Genomic DNA, 17733 nt, shown 5'->3' with positions numbered 1-17733 from the left:
GTTAAGCCTTTGTGCAGTGGACTCATAACGAAGGGTCGTCATTTATGGCACAGGCAATCTCTTCTTCGGCAGAACAGGCAAACAACGCCAACCACCGCGCATGGCTGCTCGTGGCCGGCGCAGCCGCGCTGTGGAGCGTCGCATATACCAGCATTCAGCGACTGGCAGACTGGTTGACATATGAGATCATTGGGCTGCAAGCCGGATCACATCTGGGAGAAGCAGTCGCCTTCTTCCTCTACGACGTGCCAAAGATCCTGCTGCTGCTCAGCGGCATGATCTTTATCATTTCCACCATCCGCTCATTCTTCAGCCCGGAACGCACCCGCGCAATGCTGGCAGGGAAACGCGAGGGGGTCGGGAATATGCTGGCAGCCGGCCTTGGCGTGTTGACGCCATTCTGCTCGTGTTCCGCCGTGCCGCTCTTTATCGGATTTGTCGAGGCAGGCATTCCGCTTGGCGTCACCTTCTCATTTCTGATTGCCGCGCCGATGGTGAACGAAGTGGCGCTAGTGATGCTCTTCGGCATATTCGGCTGGCAGATCGCCGCGCTCTACCTGGCATCGGGGATGGCAATCGCCATTACGTCGGGGGTAATCATCGGTCGGATGCGCATGGAGCGCCATGTCGAGGATTTCGTCTGGCAGATTCGATCCGGCGGCGGGGCAGTCGCACACCAGCAACTGACGTGGCATCAGCGCTTCGCTGCGGCGTGGCAGAGCACCCGCGAAATTGTCGGAAAGGTCTGGCTGTATGTCGTCATCGGTATTGCGGTTGGTGCGGGTATTCACGGCTATGTACCTGAGCAGGCAATGGCGGACATTATGGGGCGCGATGCGTGGTGGTCGGTTCCCGCAGCCGTGCTGCTCGGCGTGCCGCTCTACACCAATGCTGCCGGGATCATGCCGGTTATTCAGGCGCTGATGGTCAAGGGGGCGGCGCTCGGCACGGCGCTAGCATTCATGATGGCTGTGGTGGCGCTGAGCTTGCCCGAAATGATTATTCTGCGCCGGGTGCTGAAGCCGCGTCTGATTGCGACGTTTATCGGCATCGTGGCGCTGGGGATTGTCGCAATCGGGTATGTGTTCAATCTGGTGATCTGAAAGGAGGCAGGAATGGCTCAGACGATTACCGCAACGCAGGCGCCATCACATGGCGGTGTTGTAAAGCGCCTATCGCTGCTTGATCGGTTTCTGACGGTCAGGATCTTTCTGGCAATGGGGGTCGGGGTTGCACTCGGTTATTTTATTCCCGGCATCGAAACGTTCCTCGACCGGTTTAATGTGGGGACGACCAACATTCCCATTGCAATCGGATTGATCCTCATGATGTACCCGCCCTTCGCCAAGGTGCACTATGAAGAACTCCCGGAAGTGTTCCGCAATGTCCGCATTCTGGGATTATCACTGGTGCAAAACTGGATTATTGGACCCGTCCTGATGTTCGTGCTGGCGATCCTGTTCCTGCACAACTACCGGAGTACATGATCGGGCTGATCATGATCGGGCTGGCACGCTGCATTGCGATGGTCATCGTCTGGAACGAACTGGCAAAGGGCGACACCGAGTACGCTGCGGGAATCGTCGCGTTCAACAGCGTCTTTCAGGTGCTGTTCTACAGCGTCTATGCCTAGGTGTTCATTACCGTCCTGCCGCCGCTCTTCGGGTTGCAGGGCAGTATCGTCTAGATCAGCATCGGATAGATTGCGGCAAGCATGTTCATCTACCTGGGCATCCCGATGATTGCCGGTTTTCTGACCCGCTTCGTCCTCCGGCGCATCAAGGGTGCGGAATGGTACGAACGACACTTCGTACCACGCATCAGCCCGCTGACCCTGATCGCACTGCTCTTCACGATTGTCGTGATGTTTAGTCTCAAGGGAGAACTCATTGTCCAGATACCGTTCGATGTCGTGCGCATCGCCATTCCGCTGCTGCTCTACTTTGTGCTGATGTTCCTGATCAGTTTCTGGATGGGATATCGCATCGGCGCCGATTATCGAAAGACCACTACTATCGCCTTTACCGCTGCCAGCAACAACTTCGAGCTCGCCATCGCCGTCGCGGTGGCCGTCTTCGGCATCAGCTCCGGCGCTGCTTTTGCCGCCGTCATTGGTCCGCTCGTCGAAGTGCCGGTGATGATCGGGCTGGTCAATGTCGCGTTCTTTTTCCAGCGTCGCTATTTCGCATCGGAGGCGAAACCCGCCGATCCGCACATCATCGCTGCGGCAGCAGAAGGATGCCCGCCGCCGGTCAACGATCCCGGCGCGTAAGAAGCGCCTATCGGGAAAAGATCGTCGGGTAGGCGAAGGTGACGCCTTCTATACGAAACTCCAAACCACCCCGCCACTCCACAGAGCCAGAGAAGATCGTCGGGTAGGCGAAGGCAATGCCTTCGCCTACCCGACCACACGCCGATCGGCGAGTTGTCGGATAGGCTCTCAAGGACTTCACACAGCACCGAGACCGGCAACGACAAGTTCGGCGGTCGCCAGATTCGTTGCCAGCGGAATATTGTACAGATTGCACACGCGCAACAATCCCTGAATGTCCGGCTCGTGCGGATGAGCGTAGAGCGGGTCAACCAGGAAGATGACACCGTCAATCTCTCCTTGTGCGACCCGCGCTGCGATCTGTGCGTCACCCCCCATCGGACCGGACAGCATCCGTTCAACCTCCAGACGTGTCGCTCGCGCGATACGTTCACCGGTTGTGCCGGTAGCAACCAGGCGATACCTGGCAAGCATATCGCGACGCCGTAGCGTGAACAACACCATATCATCCTTCTTACGATCATGCGCAATCAGCGCCAGCGTTGGTTGCCGAATCGTCACCTCTCGTTCCTCAGTGGATATTGAGCCATCGAATGCGTATCATACACCGCTCAGATGGCAGCAACAACGCTGTAATCTCCAGCACTGGAAACACACCGGCGTCGGGAGTACGATCATGGCGGAAACGACACACAATAGGATATTACCATGATCACGCGTCGTCAGTTCCTCAAAGCATCCGTCCTGGCCTGCGCCGCTTCCGCCATTACCGTCAGTCACGCCGACGAACGCTCATCATACCAGGTCTACCTTCCACTGGTGCAGGCGCCAGCCGCGTCCCCTCCGCCGTCCGACACGCCGGTTCCCCTACCGCCACCCCGTGATGGCGACCTTCCACCGATCCTGGACGATGCGCCACTCGTTGGCCCAGCTACCGGAACAGAGACCCTGGCGATCAACTGGTTCATCCCGCGCGCCGACCGCAGTTACACCGCCTTCGACATCGGCGTTATCGTCGGCGCCTACCGCTCCATCGGCGACATGGCCGGCATGGACTGGTTCCTGGCGCTGGCGCAGATGGCGCACGAAACCGGTCATCTGACCAGTTTCTGGAGCCTGCGCCCGCAGCGTAACCCGGCCGGCATCGGCGTCACCGGCGAGTGGCGCGCCGACCCGCCGCCCGACCCGACCGGATGGGCGTACAACACGCAACGGCAACGCTGGGAGCGCGGTATCAGCTTCTCGACCTGGGCAGAACACGCCGTTCCGGCACACCTGGGGCGTCTGTTGGCATACGCCCTCACCGACGACCAGGCGAATGAGGCGCAACGCGCTTTGATCGCCACAGCGCTCGCCGTGCGACCGCTGTCGCCCGCACTGCGCGGCGTTGCACCGACCATCCTGGGACTCAACGGCAGGTGGGCAGTACCAGGCACAACGTATGGTCAATCAATCGTCGCACTTGCGCGCCGCATGCGTTATGGACCTGCCACCCTCGACTTGAGCAGACCCACCGACGAGGACGGGGATGTGATGCCGGAAGGATCGTAACACAGGAACGTTGCGGTGCGCGTTCCGGTTCGTTGGCGGGCGTGACGACCACGCTTCGGCAGGCTCAGCGCATCGCGGCCATCAACTGGCCCAGCGGATCAACCGCCACGTGGACCGTGCTTCCCGTGCGCCGTTGCTGCCCGTCATCGCCGGCGCGCGCTGCGCCCCCCCTGCGGGGGGAGGGGGGCGATTGCATCGTACGCGCGTCAACGATCGCCGCACGCGGCGCCGGCGCGCGCTGCGCCCCCCCCTTTCCCCCCCTGCGGGGGGGGCAGGGGGGGCGATTGCATCGTACGCGCGTCAACGATCGCCGCACGCGGCGCCGGCGTCCGCCCTTCGATTTCACGCAACAGCGCGCGCAGATCCGCGCGCAGATCATGGACGAGCGTCTCAAAGACCCCGGCCTTCAGCCAGCGCTGGGTTTGCTGATAGACGGTGGACCACGGCGGCAGATCGCTGGGCAGCATGCGCCAGGGCGCTCCCGTGCGGACGATCCAGCGCAATCCGTTAAAGACTTCGCGCAGCGCGTGGTCGCGCTGCGGGGCGTCGTCGGTCTGAAGGTCAGGGAGGGAGCGACGAAGGCCCCCTCCTCGTCGCTCCCATCGCGTGGAGAGGGTTGACGTGTCATGCTGAAATCATACCACGTTTATCTCTGAAGTGCATAACAGGCTCTAGCGGCAGACGTTGGCTTCAACAGGCTCAGCCAACGTCTGCCGCTTCACGTCCTTGATTGTCCAGATTTCGGTTGATCGCTCTATCAGTTCGTGGTTCTCAGTTCTCACTAAGACATGGTATACTTCCAGGCAATTCAATGCACCTGGAGCCAATGGTATGAACGACGCCTCATTACAGCGCGACCTGACCAGACTGACCTGCGACCTGATCGCCTTTCCCTCGACCGCCGATCATCCTGATACATTAGCCGCCATCATTGATTATGTCGAGCAATATGCGCACAGCGCCGGCGGACTGCATGTTCACCGCTTTGAGGTCGAACAGAAGCCCAGTCTCATGATCACCCTGCGCGATACGCACTCGACCGCTGTCATCCTCAACGGACATCTTGATGTTGTTGCAGCGCGCGCCGAACAGTACCAGCCCGTCGTGCGCAATGGACGGATCTACGGGCGCGGCAGCCAGGACATGAAGGGCGCGTGCGCCGTCCTGATGCGCCTGATGTGTGACCTGGCCGCGCTACCGGATCCGCCCGACGTTGGTTTTATGTTTGTAACAGATGAGGAAATTGGCGGATTCCACGGCACGAACTACCTGTCGGAACAGGGGTGGCGCACCGAGTTCTTCATCGCCGCCGAACCGACCGATCTCAACATTTGTTACGCTGCCAAGGGCATGGTGCGCTTCGACATCATCCTCCACGGGCGACCGGCGCACGGTTCACGCCCATGGGAGGGAGTCAATCCGATCCTGCTGTTGCGCGATGGGTTGCAGGCGCTCGAACGGCGTTTCCCGACGCCGCGTGAAGCGGTTTGGGCGACAACCGCCGTCCCGACTGTGGTCCACGGTGGCGACACGCTCAACCGCATTCCCGAATCGGTGACGCTTGCGCTCGATATTCGCCATATTCCCGAAGAAACGCCGGACGAGATCGAGGAGGCGGTGCGCGCCTGCTTCCCTGAAGCCGCAGTGACGCGCAATAGCACCGGCGGCATCCCGCTCATGACCGACCCTAACGATCCACACCTGGCTCGCCTGGCGACCAGCGTTGAGCGCATCACCGGACGACAGCCGGCATTCTACCGTGAGCATTATGGCTCAGATGCACGCTTCTACAGCGGCGCTGGCATTCCGGCAATCTGTTTCGGACCGGTAGGCGCAGGGTTGCACTCCGACGAGGAGTGGGTGGATATTGCCAGCCTGGAGCGCCTGTATCTGATTTTGCGAGATTTCGTGACGACAATGCCGTGATCGGCAGCGGCGCTTCACGCGGCGTGCGCTCCCATCCACGCGAGATGTAGCGCCATTACCGTAAGCGTCTGCCATGGATCATCATCCGGCGCGAGCAGTATTGTTGTCTCGTCTGTTCCGTGCGCCAGAACAACCGCACGATGACGCAAAAAGAGAACACTGCCGCCTGCCGCACGATGAGCGCGCAGCGCCGGATGTTCAGCAGAGCGCGCTATCAGGATCAAAGGGCACGGCGCATATTCGGCAAGCGCCAGAATCGCAGAGTCCTCAGCATTCAGCACGGCTCTTCCGGCCGGCGCAGTAACCAGCAGCGCCACCCCCAACGCGCGCGCCAGGTCGTCGCGGCTGCCCGCCTCAGCCACCAGTTCTCCCGGCAGATCGAGCAATGCGCTGACCATACACTGTTCAACCGGCAATCCGCGCCAGAGCAGATCAGCCGGATCGAGATTGAGCACGATCACCTCAGCCGAGGGATCGGTCAGGCAATCGCGCGCCGTATCGAACGATGCGGTCAGAACAGTCGCCACGCCGCTGCGCTGCTGACGCAGACGGGAAACAAACGCGGCGGTTGTTTCGGCTGATGTCCTGCCTGAAACGATCACAATTGGAACAGCGCCCAGACGGTCCCAGGGAAGGAGCGAACCGATCGATGATTGGGCGAACGGCGGCGAGCCAGCGCCGATGTCGGACCCGCGTAGCACCGATTTGCGTTCACGGAACGGAGCAAGATCGACCGCATGACCGTGTGCGCCGTAGCCGACCTGAAGCAACCCATCATAACGCACGAATGAGGGCACATCCCGCGCCGATGCCTCAGCCATCAGTTGCAACGCCTGTAATGGCAGCGCTGCCGCCCGACGCTTTTTTTGCAGATCCCATAGCCGACCGTCAGCTTCCCATGCTTCATCGCCGGCGTCCTGTGCATTGAGCAGTGCGACGGCATATCGCACCATTTCGGCGCCAATGGCAGGCATTGGCGTAACGAAGAACACCTCGTGCCAGAAAGTATCGACAGACCTCTTGCTCTCGATGCGAGGATTGCCGATCACCAGACCGATCCGTTGTGCAGCATCCTTGAGCACTGCCCGCAATGCAGCGCTCCTATCGCGCCCGGCGCGAAGATGCGCCAGCACGCCGGATCGCGGATCGAAACCATTGGGACCATCAAATGTTGCTATGCGAACAATCTCGATACTCACAGATTTGCTTTCTTGCCTCTGCACATGATGCACCACAGAGGACATGGTACCAGATCATCGTCATTATGCCTGTTTTTTCTGCCATCCTCCACCGTGGGGGCAGGTCTGAGACCTGCCCCAACTGCTGATGACCGTCGCCCACGCCAGGTCTCAGCGCTGCACCAGCGGCAGGAACACCTGATACTGCGGCGTCGTTCCCGGCGCTGGCGTCACCGTGATGCGCACCTCGACCGGCGCCGACTGATCCTCGCCATCGAACGCCGCGATCTGGAATGCGTCCACACCGACGAACGTGGACTGCGGCGTATACGTGAACGACCCATCGGGATTGAGCGTGAGCGTACCGTTTGCCGGTCCATCGATCAGCACCGCCGTCAGCGGACTGCCATCCGGGTCGCTCGCGCCGGTCAGCACGCCAGGCGCCGGTACGGTGAGCGGCTGCTGGTTGGTCGTCGTCCAGGCGCTGGGCTGCGCCGTCGGCGGGCGGTTATCCTTCCGCACCGTGATGCGCACCTCGACCGGCACCGACTGATCCTCGCCATCGAACGCCGCGATCTGGAACGTATCCACGCCAACGAACGTCGATCGCGGCGTATACGTGAACGACCCATCGGGATTGAGCGTCAGCGTGCCATTTGCAGGCGGGCTGATCAGCACGGCGGTCAGCGAATCGCCATCCGGGTCGCTCGCGCCGGTCAGCACGCCAGGCGCGGGCACAGTCAGCGCCCGCCGATTGGAAGTCGTCCAATTGCTCGGCTGCGCTGTTGGCGGTTGGTTGGGCGTGACGCGAACGGTCACTGTCGTAGGCGGTGCGCTCAGACGACCATCGCTGGCGGTGTAGGTGAACGAGTCGTCGCCGGTGAACCCGTCGGCTGGCACGTAGGTGAAGGATCCGTCGCTGTTGAACGTCAGCGTACCGTTGAGCGGTTCACCGGTCAATGTAATCTGGATCGGATCGCCGTCGCCGTCGCTATCATTGGCGCGCACGCCAGGCGCTGGAACCTGAAGCGTTCGACCAGGACGTATGAAATACGTCTCACCCGGCGCCCACGGTGCAAGGTTCGGCACGAGGCGTTCCCCCTGTCCGACAGTCACGGCCAGATCGCGGTAGCGCCCTTCGATTTCGCGCCCAAACGCACTATCGAAATTGGCAGGAGCGCTCTCTGCAAATCCCAGCGAGAAGCGGCGCTGGCCGCGCAACTCCGCCTGCAACGTTTGCAATGATCCGGTCCATTCGCGCCGGCCGAACCCAAAGACGGTCATGCCATTCTGTACGCCGGAGGAGTCGTTCTGCTGGCGATACATCTCAATACTCGCATCAGCATCATCGTGGTGCGCCAGCCACAACGCTCGCCCGCCCAGAGCCGCCTCGCTGGCGCGGAAATAAACCCACTCCGGAACGTTGACATCAGCATGGAAACGTTCACGGTATTGAAAAGCGACATCAAATGCAATGCCCGACAACCCGTCGCCGCGCACCCAGCGGTCGCCATCGTTCAGCGTCCCGCCTGGCGTGCCTTCATACAACCACCAATAGGAGAGCGGCGTCGAACCAGACATTGGCGTGCGCACAACCGCTATCCGCACGCTATTGGGGAAGAACTCCCAGACTGCTTCCCACTGCCCATTGCTGCTCACCGAGCGAACGATGGTGCGCAGCGTTCCCTCTCGTTCGATCGTCGTCGTCGAGCGCTGGTTGGCATTGAGTTCATTCCCCTGGAGCAAACCCGAAGCCGACGTGTCTGGAATGGGGAACACGTTGTAGTACCCTGGATGGAAGACCGGACCAATGTTGGGAATGCCACGGTACGCGCCCGCCGAGTCAGCTGCCGGATTGTACGAAATCCAGTCGGCATTCGAGCGGTCAAACATGCTGATGAGCGCACCGCCGTTGAGCGAGTAGTAGAACGTCGTATTGCGCTGACCATTGGAACTGCGCGTCTCGATGACGGTCGCAAGATCGCGCTGGTACGCTAGCGTTGGTGTGACGACTCTCGTGAGCGGCGCGAAGTCCGGCGGCGCGAAACGCCCTTGCGTCTCGAAATAGACGAAGAAGTGCCGGGTCACATTCGCCTCGGTGCGCCCGCGCAGCAGCACGAGCAACGTCCCGCGGGCATTGGTCGCCGGGTTGTACGCCGCTGCCGGATCGAACTGATAGACGACGCTCGGATCGACGAGATTGCCAGCCGCATCAACTTCGGCAACCCGAATCGAGTCGCGCAGCAGCGCGCCGCTGCCGCCCGCCTGCGCAAGCGCAGCCGTAAAGTTGACTTCGAACTCGGCAACGTGATCGACACGCGGATAGGCGCCTGATCGCGCTTCGAGCGAGAGCCGGTACCGCCATCCGGTCAAATGCCAGTCGTTCGGCGACGGCAGCGTGCCGGGAGTGAGGACGGTAACGGTGGCCGTGGCAACGCTGGTCTGCACGCCATCGCCGGCGCTGATCGTCAGCGGGAAGCGTCCGCCGTTGCGATAGCGATAACTCAACTGGAACGAACCATCCGGGTTGAGATCGAGCGGTTGCGCACCGCCGCCATCACCATAATCGACGGTTGCGGTCAGGTCTGGCGAGTCGGGATCGCGGATGACGCCGGTGCGTGTGAACACATCGCCCGGATTGAGCAGCGCCCCTTCGCCAAGAAGGATTTCCGGCGGGTCATCGACCGCCTGAATAGTGATCGATACCGTTGCGGTTGCGCTGCGCCCGTACTGATCATCAACGCGGAAGACGAAACTATCGCTGCCGCTCACATCGGGGTTGGGCGTATACGTCAGGTTCGGCGCAATGCCGCGCAGCACGCCAAGCGTCGGCGGCGTCACAATCGTGTACTGCAACGCAGCCCGCGCGTCATTGCCGACCGGCAGGGTAATCGCCAGTGATTGATCTTCCTGAGTATTGAGCGACGTATCGTTCGCAATCAACGGCGGCGTATCCGGCGGCGAACCATACTCAACGAACAACGCCGGACCGGGCCAGAGCACTTCGAGTTCGTGATCGGTGCGGTTCGACCAGATGCGGAGAATGTTATCGCCCTGATTGAGAAACGCGCGCGGATCATTGAAAACGACGGCATCGAAACTATAGTCGTGGAACACTCCGAAGGCGCGATCAGGCCAGATCGACCGTCGATTGACGGCAACCGTCGTGCGGGACGACGACTCCGATGATCTCCCACTCCAGCTGTAGAGGATAAAGCGCGCCCGTGTCGCATTCGTGAGCGGGTCCGGGATGGAGATAAACGCCGTCTTGCCGATGCGCGGCTGTCGGTAGGTATTGAACCCGAAATTGCGCGGCGGACCAAACACGCGCTGCCCGTAGTAGTCGCTCCAGGTGTTGTACATGCGCACGCTGCGCCCGACGCGGTTGAACGTCACCGTCACCGCCGGCGTCATATAACTCATGCCGGTATTATCGGTGATCCGCGCCATCAACTGGACCGGCTGATCCTGATCGGGGACCCATTCCGTATCCCACGTAAAGTTGTAGACGCCGTTCGTCGCAGTGCCGCTCGATGGCGAGGTGCGCGTTCCAATCGTGCGCTCCCAGACGCCGTGGCGCAGCGCATAGTGCCACTCGCGCAACACGCCGTCGCCATCCCAGTCATAATCGAGATAATTCCCGATCAGGTCCACCCGGGAAATCGAGCGGCCGGACGGCGCCTGTGCGCGCACACTGATCTGCGGGCGCTGACTGGCGCTCAGATTCTCGGTGATCACCGCGCCATTCACCGGCGACGTAATCTCACCATCGGGTCGAACCACGCTCGCATCGTAGTACATGCGCGTCGTCACTTCATAGATCCACATATTGCCCCAGAAGAAATTCGTGCCCGACGCGCACTGCGGCAACGACCGCTGAGGACCGATACGATAGCGATAATTGACCGTCACGGTACTGTCCGTGCTGCCGGGAGGTCGCACCCCGCCGGTCCCGCTCAGCGGCAGCGGCGCAATCGCGTTGGTCGGCGCGCGGAAGTAGCAGGTCGGCAGCGTATCGGGAGGAATGCCCTGAATGTCGGGGTAGGGCGTCCAGGGACCGCCGTTGACGTTGAACTCCTGTTGTGTTGAGGCAAGGTGCCCGCCCCAGTACTCGAAGATCGCCTCGGCGCGCACGGCATTGGCAAGATCGACGTTCACCGCCCGACGCGGTTGCTCTGAAGTCACCGTACCGCAACGATTGCCTGTTGCGTTACACATCCCCGTCTGACGAAAATTGGCATCGTCCTGGAACTGACGGAAGACATCTCCTGGCTGCGGACCGATGGGCGCGCCGCTCTGTGCAGCGGCAGTCGGCGGTTCGATCCATGTCTGAAACGACGCCGACGGCTGCACAAGCAGCGGCGCGATGAGAGCGACTAAGAGCGCAATCGTCAGCACGCCTCGATGACCACGAGTCGGTTGCACCATCATTGACCTATCCTTACACTCATGATTCTGAACAACAGCCGACAGGGGCGCTGCTCATCACAGCATCGCCTGACGCTTTCGCAACTAGTTTCAATACGTATATCCGGGTAGAATATAGAAGGAAACACGATGATCTGTCAATGATAATGAAAATACTGTAAAATACCCCATTTCTTACTCCAAGTTTGGATGAGAATAAATATATGAGTCCACTGCAAAAAGGCTTAACCACAAAGGACACGAAGCGCACGAGGGTGAACAAAAATGAAGCGCATTTCCTTTCCCACAAGGGGAAAAGGGGGTATTGGGGGCGGGCGGCGCCCCTTGCGGTGAGCTGCCGAACCGCGCCCGTACCGGCGTCCTGCGCCTCACACGCGCGATGCAACAAGGGTCCTGGCAGCACAATCCCCCCATGCGAGCAGCCCCGCAGGGGATTTCACGACCGCACCCGTCGTACAACCTGCATTGACATCCCTGGAGAAAATGATATATTTGTTCGAGATATGGCGCGAAACCACGAGCATGGAGCAGAGTCATGTCGGCATTGCAGCGAAAACGCCTGGGCGTCGTCACCAACGGCTCACTCATCGAGGGGCTGAACGTGCGCCTCGACAGCGGCATCAGCGTCGAGGATATTCGCGTTGGTCAATTCGTCGTGATTCAGGGAGAGAAGAACGCCTTCTTTTCGATGGTGACCGACATCACACTCGAAGCGACCAACCGCACCATTCTTGCTCGCCCGCCGGATGGCGATAGTTTCTTCCACGAGGTGCTGGCGGGCACGGCAACCTATGGCGTGGTACAACTCAAGCCCATGCTCATGCTGCCCCACAGTGAGAACGAAGGGCTACGCCCGGTCAAAACGGTGCCGTATCACTTCGCGCCCGTGCTCGAAGCCGACATAGAGGATTTTACCCGCGTCTTTGGCGCAGAAGATGCGACCCACTTCGAGATCGGTCGGCCGCTCGATATGGAGATACCGGTCTGTCTCGATCTCAACCGCCTGGTCGAACGATCAAACGGCATTTTCGGCAAAAGCGGCACCGGCAAGAGTTTTCTCACCCGCCTGATCCTGTGCGGCATTATCCGTTCCGGCGTAGCGTCGAACCTGGTGTTCGATATGCACAGCGAGTATGGCTGGGATGCGACATCGGAGGATGGCGCATTTGTAAAGGGGTTACGCCAGCTGTTTGGAGCGCAGGTGCTGATCTATTCGCTCGACGCCGAATCGTCGCGCAAACGCGGCGTGAGCGTAGACGAAGCCATTGCCATCGGGCTGGATCAGATCGAAGCCGACGACATTCTGCTGTTGCAAGACGAACTGAACCTGACCGCCACAGCCGCCGAGTCTGCCTATCTGCTCGTGGATCGTTACAAACAGGAGTGGCTGAAGACACTCCTGGACATGAGCGGCGACGATATTCATACATTCGCCGAACAATCCGGCGCACACGCCGGCGCCATCAGCGCGCTCAAGCGGAAACTGGATCAGGTCCGGCGTCTGGGATTCGTCCGCGATCAGGCGTCAACCGATGGAATTGATCGCCTGATCGAGCATCTAGCACGCGGGAAGCATGTGGTGCTCGAGTTCGGGCAGTACCGCAGCGCGCTGGCGTATATGCTGACGGCGAATATTATCACGCGCCGCATCTACCGTCGCTGGGTCGAACAGACCGAAACCTTCCTGCGCACCAAGAACCCTGCCGACAAACCGCGTCAACTGGTGATCACCATTGAAGAGGCGCACAAATTCCTCAATCCGGCTGCGGCACGACAGACGATTTTTGGCACGATTGCGCGTGAGTTGCGCAAATATAGCGTGACGCTGCTCATTGTCGATCAACGCCCCTCCTCGATCGACCCGGAGGTAATGAGTCAGATCGGCAGCCGGATCACGGCGCTCCTCAACGACGACCGCGACATCGACGCCGTCTTTACCGGCGTAAGCGGCGCCGCCGGTTTGCGCGCCGTCCTCGCCAGCCTCGACACCCGCCAGCAGGCGATGGTGCTCGGTCACGCCGTGCCGATGCCGGCGGTTATTCGGACGCGCCCTTACGACGCGGCATTCTACAGGGCGATGGGGCTGGTCGAAACGTCCATCGCCGAGCGACGGAACCGCGCGTATGCGGAGATGGATGAGTTGTTTCCGTGAGAACGGAGAACCGAGAACTGAGAACCAAGAACCCCTTTCCGGTGACAACTGGCAACCTTCCCGCTCTTAACATTCAACATGCACCGTGCAACGACCGCCTGTAACCTTCCTTCCCCAAGCCTCTTGGGATCGGGCGAGGTTTCCGAAGCGGGCACAACCTCTCCCTTCAGCGACATGCAAGGGCAGGGGGGTGTGACACACACCTCAAAAGGCGGATACGTTCAACGTGTAACGTTCAGCCACCCGTCCAACAAACGTTGCTGCTCTTCGGTCGGTGATTCGACCGGCGTGATGGTCAGGGTATCGGGCGGGGCTTCGGTAAGTTGCAGCGGAATGTGGAGCAGGTCGTCACGGCGGAACAGGCTAAACACCACGGTATCGCCAGGTTTTCGTTCCGCCAGGCGCGCTTTGAGGCGCTCTTCGTCGATGCGAATGCCATCCAGCGCAATCAGTTCGTCGCCGGCATAAATCCCGGCAGACTCAGCAGGACCGCCTGCCAGTACGACCGACACCTTAAGGCGACCGCGCTCGGTTTTGAGGCGCAACCCATGCCAGGCAGGCAGATGATCGTTCTCATTTTCGAGCGAATGCCCCCAGACCAGGCGCAGCCCAACGGCTTCGAATGCCCGATCATAATCCAGTTCGTCGGTACCCGCGACGGCGCGCGCCAGAAATGCGCGGTACGCACCGCCTTCCTCACCGGCGACCGCTTCCACAGCACGGCAGAACCCATCGTCATCATCGAAACCGGGACGCTTTGCAAACCTGCCGCTGTAGAGATCATGCACCTGATCGCCCGCGTATTCCGCATACAAATAGCGCATCACATCATCAAGCGAACGTGCGCCGCCAGTGCGCCGCCGGATCTCCAGATCGAGCAGGAGCGCGACCAGGCTCCCTTTCAGGTAGTACGACACGCTGCTATTCGGGCCATTCTCATCAGGACGGTAGAACTTGATCCAGGCGTCGAAACTGCTCTGTTCCAGCGACTGAAGCGCCCGTCCTGGCTGGCTCTGCAACAGTTTGATGTCATCGGCAATCGTTTCGAGATACCGTTCGCGGCTGATCAAGCCGGCGCGCAGCAGGATCAGATGGTCGTAATAACTGGTAATGCCTTCCATCACCCACAATTGGCGGGTGTAATTTTCGCGTGTATAGTCGAACGGACCAAGCGGCGCCGGACGAATGCGTTTGACATTCCAGACGTGGAAGAACTCATGCGCTGTGAGCGCCAGGAACTTTTCATACGAACGCGCAGGACGAAACCCCCACCGATCGACAATATTCGAGATGCTGTTGCGGTGTTCGAGACCGCCATACCCACCATCGACCAGATGAACGATGAAGACATAGCGCTGATAGGGTAACCCGCCGAACATGGCGCGTGTCGTTTCGACGATGGTGCGGGTATCGGCAAGGATCTGTCGCTCATCTTCGTTGCCGCGCCCCCAGAGCGCGATCTCGTGGGGAATGCCATCGACATCGAAGGTCAACCGACGGTGCGTTCCGCACTCGAACGGCGCGTCTACCAGTTCATCATAATCGTGAGCGCGGAATGACGTCCAACCATTCCCCTCCTCCCGATCAATCCGCTCCAGTCCAGTCGTCACCTGCCATCCAGGCGGCGTCTGGACGTTGACGACGCACGGATCGTGGGTGTGCCCGCACAGGTACATACAGATATTGGACGGGTTGAAATAGCCGTGCGTCCCGTCAAGATGGCTGGTACGGACACTCAGATCGAACGCATAGACCTGATAGGTGACGCGCACAGAGCGGGCGTTACCAGCCGTAATGCGCCAGGTTGTCTTATCGACCTTCCGCCAGGGCAACGGTTCGCCGTGATCGTCGGTGGCGGCGAACTGCTGCACATGCCGGGCATAATCACGGATCAGGTACGATCCCGGCGTCCAGACCGGCAGCGCCAGATCGAGCGCTGGACTCTCAACGGCATGAATGTCCAGCGCCACATCATACCGATGGGTATGAGGGCGCAGCATTGAGATAGTATACGTTACTGGCATGGGCGCTACTTCACGGCTGCGCCTTCAGGAACAGACGCGCATAAACAAATGCACAATCGTGCATTTTAAAGGCGTTACATTGTATAAGGGGCGAACAGGCGGACAAACAGCCGCCCAAATTGCGGCGAGTCGGCGTCGATCTGCTCATAGAGATCGACAACGCGCGCGACCTGATCCCGGCGCCGCCACATCTCACGCGCGAACCGGTCGTCGATATTGCGTTCGGTGCGCAGAAAGGTGTAGAACTGCTTGAGCGACGTACAGAGTTCACGCACCCCCCGCGGTGAGCTGTTGGCGACGCGCCGCGGATAGAAGAAGAACAGGCACTCATCAAGAGTGGCGTAGTTGCCCTCAGCCAGCGTCTGCGCATAATAACTGGCAAGAAAATCGGCGTAGATCCACAGATCGCCAGTGCGACTGGCCGCCGTCGCCTCGCTCTTGCCCTGCGCCAGAAGGAAGGCATAGAACCGTTCCATCAACTCATGACTGACAGCCAGCGCCTCGTCATTCGGGGTCAGTTGCTCCTCAAGGTCCTCATCCCACTCTTCAGCATCTTCGTCCCACTCCTCATCGAGCGTCGCTATCCCATCATCCCCTGCAACATCTTCGAGTTCTGGCAGTCCCCCATTGAAATCCGACGACGTTGTATCGGGAGCCACATAGGGGACCAGGGTTGCAAACAGCTGCGGATGATCCGGGAGCAGGCGATGGAAGCGTGTTGCCAGGATCTGCTGAATTTCCTCGATGTTGTCGGTATTGTGCAGGCGCTCGCTCTCCTCAGGGCTGAGACTCGTCATCAACTGGCGCGCCGCTGCAAGCAACTCAGGACGTTCGGCAATGAACTCGCGCAGATCGTCGATGATTGGCAGGTCGTCATCATCGAGGCCGGCAGCGGCAAACAGCCCATCCTCATCGTCGATCAACGTCCATGCATCGTGATCATACTCGCCTTTGCGCAACCGTTCTTCGATCTGATCGGAGTAATCCTGAAGCGCATTGATCGGTTCCGGCAGCACAACAGTTGCTTCGCCGCTGCGTGTATCGAAGACCACGCGCGCAGTCGAAGCGCGTGGTGCGATGCCATTCCACAACTCCTGCACCGCGGCTTCGCGGCGGCTCTCCAAAAGTTCGCGCTGGAGCGCATCGATTGCCGCCAGCAGTTCAGAATCGCGCGTTTCCCACATGCCAGAGTCCTGATCCTCAAAAATATCCGCCAGGGTGCGATACGTTCGATCACTCAGAAATATCCCGTTGATAAGACGCAGACGCGGATCGTTCGCCACCAGATCCTGCCATGAACGCCCGGCATAGATCGTGCGCCAGGCAGCGCGCGCAAAGACGGGCAACACCACATCAGCGGCGCTGATCGGCAGTGAACGGCTGGTCGTCACACGCTCGGCGATGCCTTCGATCAATTCCTGCTCCTGGCGGATCACGTCCGCCGAACGAGCGGGCGCGGAATGATCTGCCTGCAACCGGAGCGTCAACGGCGCAACCTGCTCAATCGTCACCAGAATCGTGTCGCCGTCGAACATCTCTTCGCGGCGCATCCAGTCATGGATGTCGATAGCCGATTGCGCAAGCGGGCCGAAAAGATCATCAACCAGTTCAATCGAATCAAATTCGAAAGGAATGGGCATCCCGGCGGCGTCTTTCAGCACGAAATCGTCCTGCCGAAGTGAAACGAACGGGAACAGGTGCGTCCGCAGCAGCAGACCGGTCGCTACTTCGTGCGGACCCGGCGCCACCCGGAAGCGCAACCCGGTCAACGCAACGCGCAGCGGCAGCAACTTGCCGTCGCCAAGGCGCACCCATCCGACCTCACTCGCCCCGACACGCAGACGGACCCGAATGCTGGCGAAGGGATCGCGCGCCTGGCTTGGGCGCCGGTGCAGCACACGTTCGCAGATCTCACGCTCAGCGACGACATCATCATACTCCTCTGCCAGTTCCAACAGGATGCTGGCGATAGTCGGTTCGCGTTGCGCCATAGTCGGGATGCTCCTCATTGTGCGTGTATCTTGTAGCAATTATATCACAGTGACGAGGGAGGCGAGAGGCAAGAGACGAGAGGCAAGAGACGAGAGGCAAGAGACGAGAGGCAAGAGACGAGAGGCAAGAGGCGAGAGGCAAGAGACGAGAGGCAAGAGACGAGAGGCAAGAGACGAGAGGCAAGAGGCGAGAGGCAAGAGACGAGAGGCA

Annotated in this window: 10 protein-coding genes and 2 pseudogenes; 6 read left to right on the top strand and 6 right to left on the bottom strand. The window is 60.2% G+C overall.

Annotation, left to right across the window (positions count from 1 at the left end; translation table 11 throughout):
• Positions 1-44 precede the first annotated feature (44 nt).
• The 3 genes and pseudogenes from AC3EA7_RS10590 (at position 45) to arsB (ending at position 2272) form a co-directional block, all read left to right on the top strand.
• A complete protein-coding gene (locus tag AC3EA7_RS10590) occupies positions 45-1103 on the top strand; it encodes a permease (RefSeq protein ID WP_488614019.1) in 1059 nt (352 codons plus the stop codon).
• A 12-nt stretch (positions 1104-1115) separates the two neighbouring features.
• On the top strand, positions 1116-1487 hold the full coding sequence (locus AC3EA7_RS10585; RefSeq protein WP_488614018.1) for an arsenic resistance protein: 372 nt from the start codon (positions 1116-1118) through the stop codon (positions 1485-1487).
• Positions 1484-2272 (top strand): annotated as a pseudogene (gene arsB / locus AC3EA7_RS10580) (ACR3 family arsenite efflux transporter). Before AC3EA7_RS10585 ends, arsB begins: the two are co-directional and overlap by 4 nt.
• Positions 2273-2449: 177 nt before the next feature.
• On the opposite strand, the gene mgsA reads toward arsB, so the two are convergent.
• Positions 2450-2833, bottom strand: coding sequence for a methylglyoxal synthase (mgsA, locus tag AC3EA7_RS10575; RefSeq protein WP_488614017.1), 384 nt, complete (start codon positions 2831-2833; stop codon positions 2450-2452).
• A 147-nt stretch (positions 2834-2980) separates the two neighbouring features.
• Between mgsA and AC3EA7_RS10570 the strand changes: the two genes are divergently transcribed.
• Positions 2981-3823 carry a glucosaminidase domain-containing protein gene (locus AC3EA7_RS10570; protein ID WP_488614016.1) on the top strand — a complete coding sequence of 281 codons (843 nt, stop codon included), beginning with the start codon at positions 2981-2983 and terminating at the stop codon, positions 3821-3823.
• Positions 3824-3899: 76 nt separating this feature from the next.
• On the opposite strand, the pseudogene AC3EA7_RS10565 reads toward AC3EA7_RS10570, so the two are convergent.
• A pseudogene (locus tag AC3EA7_RS10565) lies at positions 3900-4451 on the bottom strand (transposase); the annotation flags it as partial.
• 203 nt (positions 4452-4654) lie between these two features.
• Between AC3EA7_RS10565 and AC3EA7_RS10560 the strand changes: the two are divergent.
• Positions 4655-5749, top strand: coding sequence for a M20 family metallopeptidase (locus AC3EA7_RS10560; RefSeq protein ID WP_488614015.1), 1095 nt, complete (start codon positions 4655-4657; stop codon positions 5747-5749).
• Positions 5750-5763: 14 nt separating this feature from the next.
• On the opposite strand, the gene AC3EA7_RS10555 is transcribed toward AC3EA7_RS10560, so the two are convergent.
• Both AC3EA7_RS10555 and AC3EA7_RS10550 read right to left on the bottom strand, forming a co-directional pair.
• A complete protein-coding gene (locus AC3EA7_RS10555) occupies positions 5764-6948 on the bottom strand; it encodes a DUF4938 domain-containing protein (protein ID WP_488614014.1) in 1185 nt (394 codons plus the stop codon).
• 150 nt (positions 6949-7098) lie between these two features.
• Complete coding sequence (locus AC3EA7_RS10550; protein WP_488614013.1) at positions 7099-11358, bottom strand: cadherin-like domain-containing protein; 4260 nt, start codon at positions 11356-11358, stop codon at positions 7099-7101.
• A gap of 532 nt (positions 11359-11890) precedes the next feature.
• Here AC3EA7_RS10550 and AC3EA7_RS10545 point away from each other — a divergent pair.
• On the top strand, positions 11891-13507 hold the full coding sequence (locus AC3EA7_RS10545) for a helicase HerA domain-containing protein (RefSeq protein WP_488614012.1): 1617 nt from the start codon (positions 11891-11893) through the stop codon (positions 13505-13507).
• Between the two features lie 221 nt (positions 13508-13728).
• On the opposite strand, the gene AC3EA7_RS10540 is transcribed toward AC3EA7_RS10545, so the two are convergent.
• Both AC3EA7_RS10540 and AC3EA7_RS10535 read right to left on the bottom strand, forming a co-directional pair.
• Entirely contained in the window at positions 13729-15531 is a 1803-nt protein-coding gene (locus AC3EA7_RS10540; RefSeq protein WP_488614011.1) for a M61 family metallopeptidase, read from the bottom strand.
• A 74-nt stretch (positions 15532-15605) separates the two neighbouring features.
• A complete protein-coding gene (locus tag AC3EA7_RS10535; RefSeq protein WP_488614010.1) occupies positions 15606-17522 on the bottom strand; it encodes a hypothetical protein in 1917 nt (638 codons plus the stop codon).
• Between the last annotated feature and the right edge of the window lie 211 nt (positions 17523-17733).

This window comes from Roseiflexus sp. (assembly GCF_057785375.1).
This window is presented reverse-complemented; position numbering and strand designations above follow the sequence as displayed.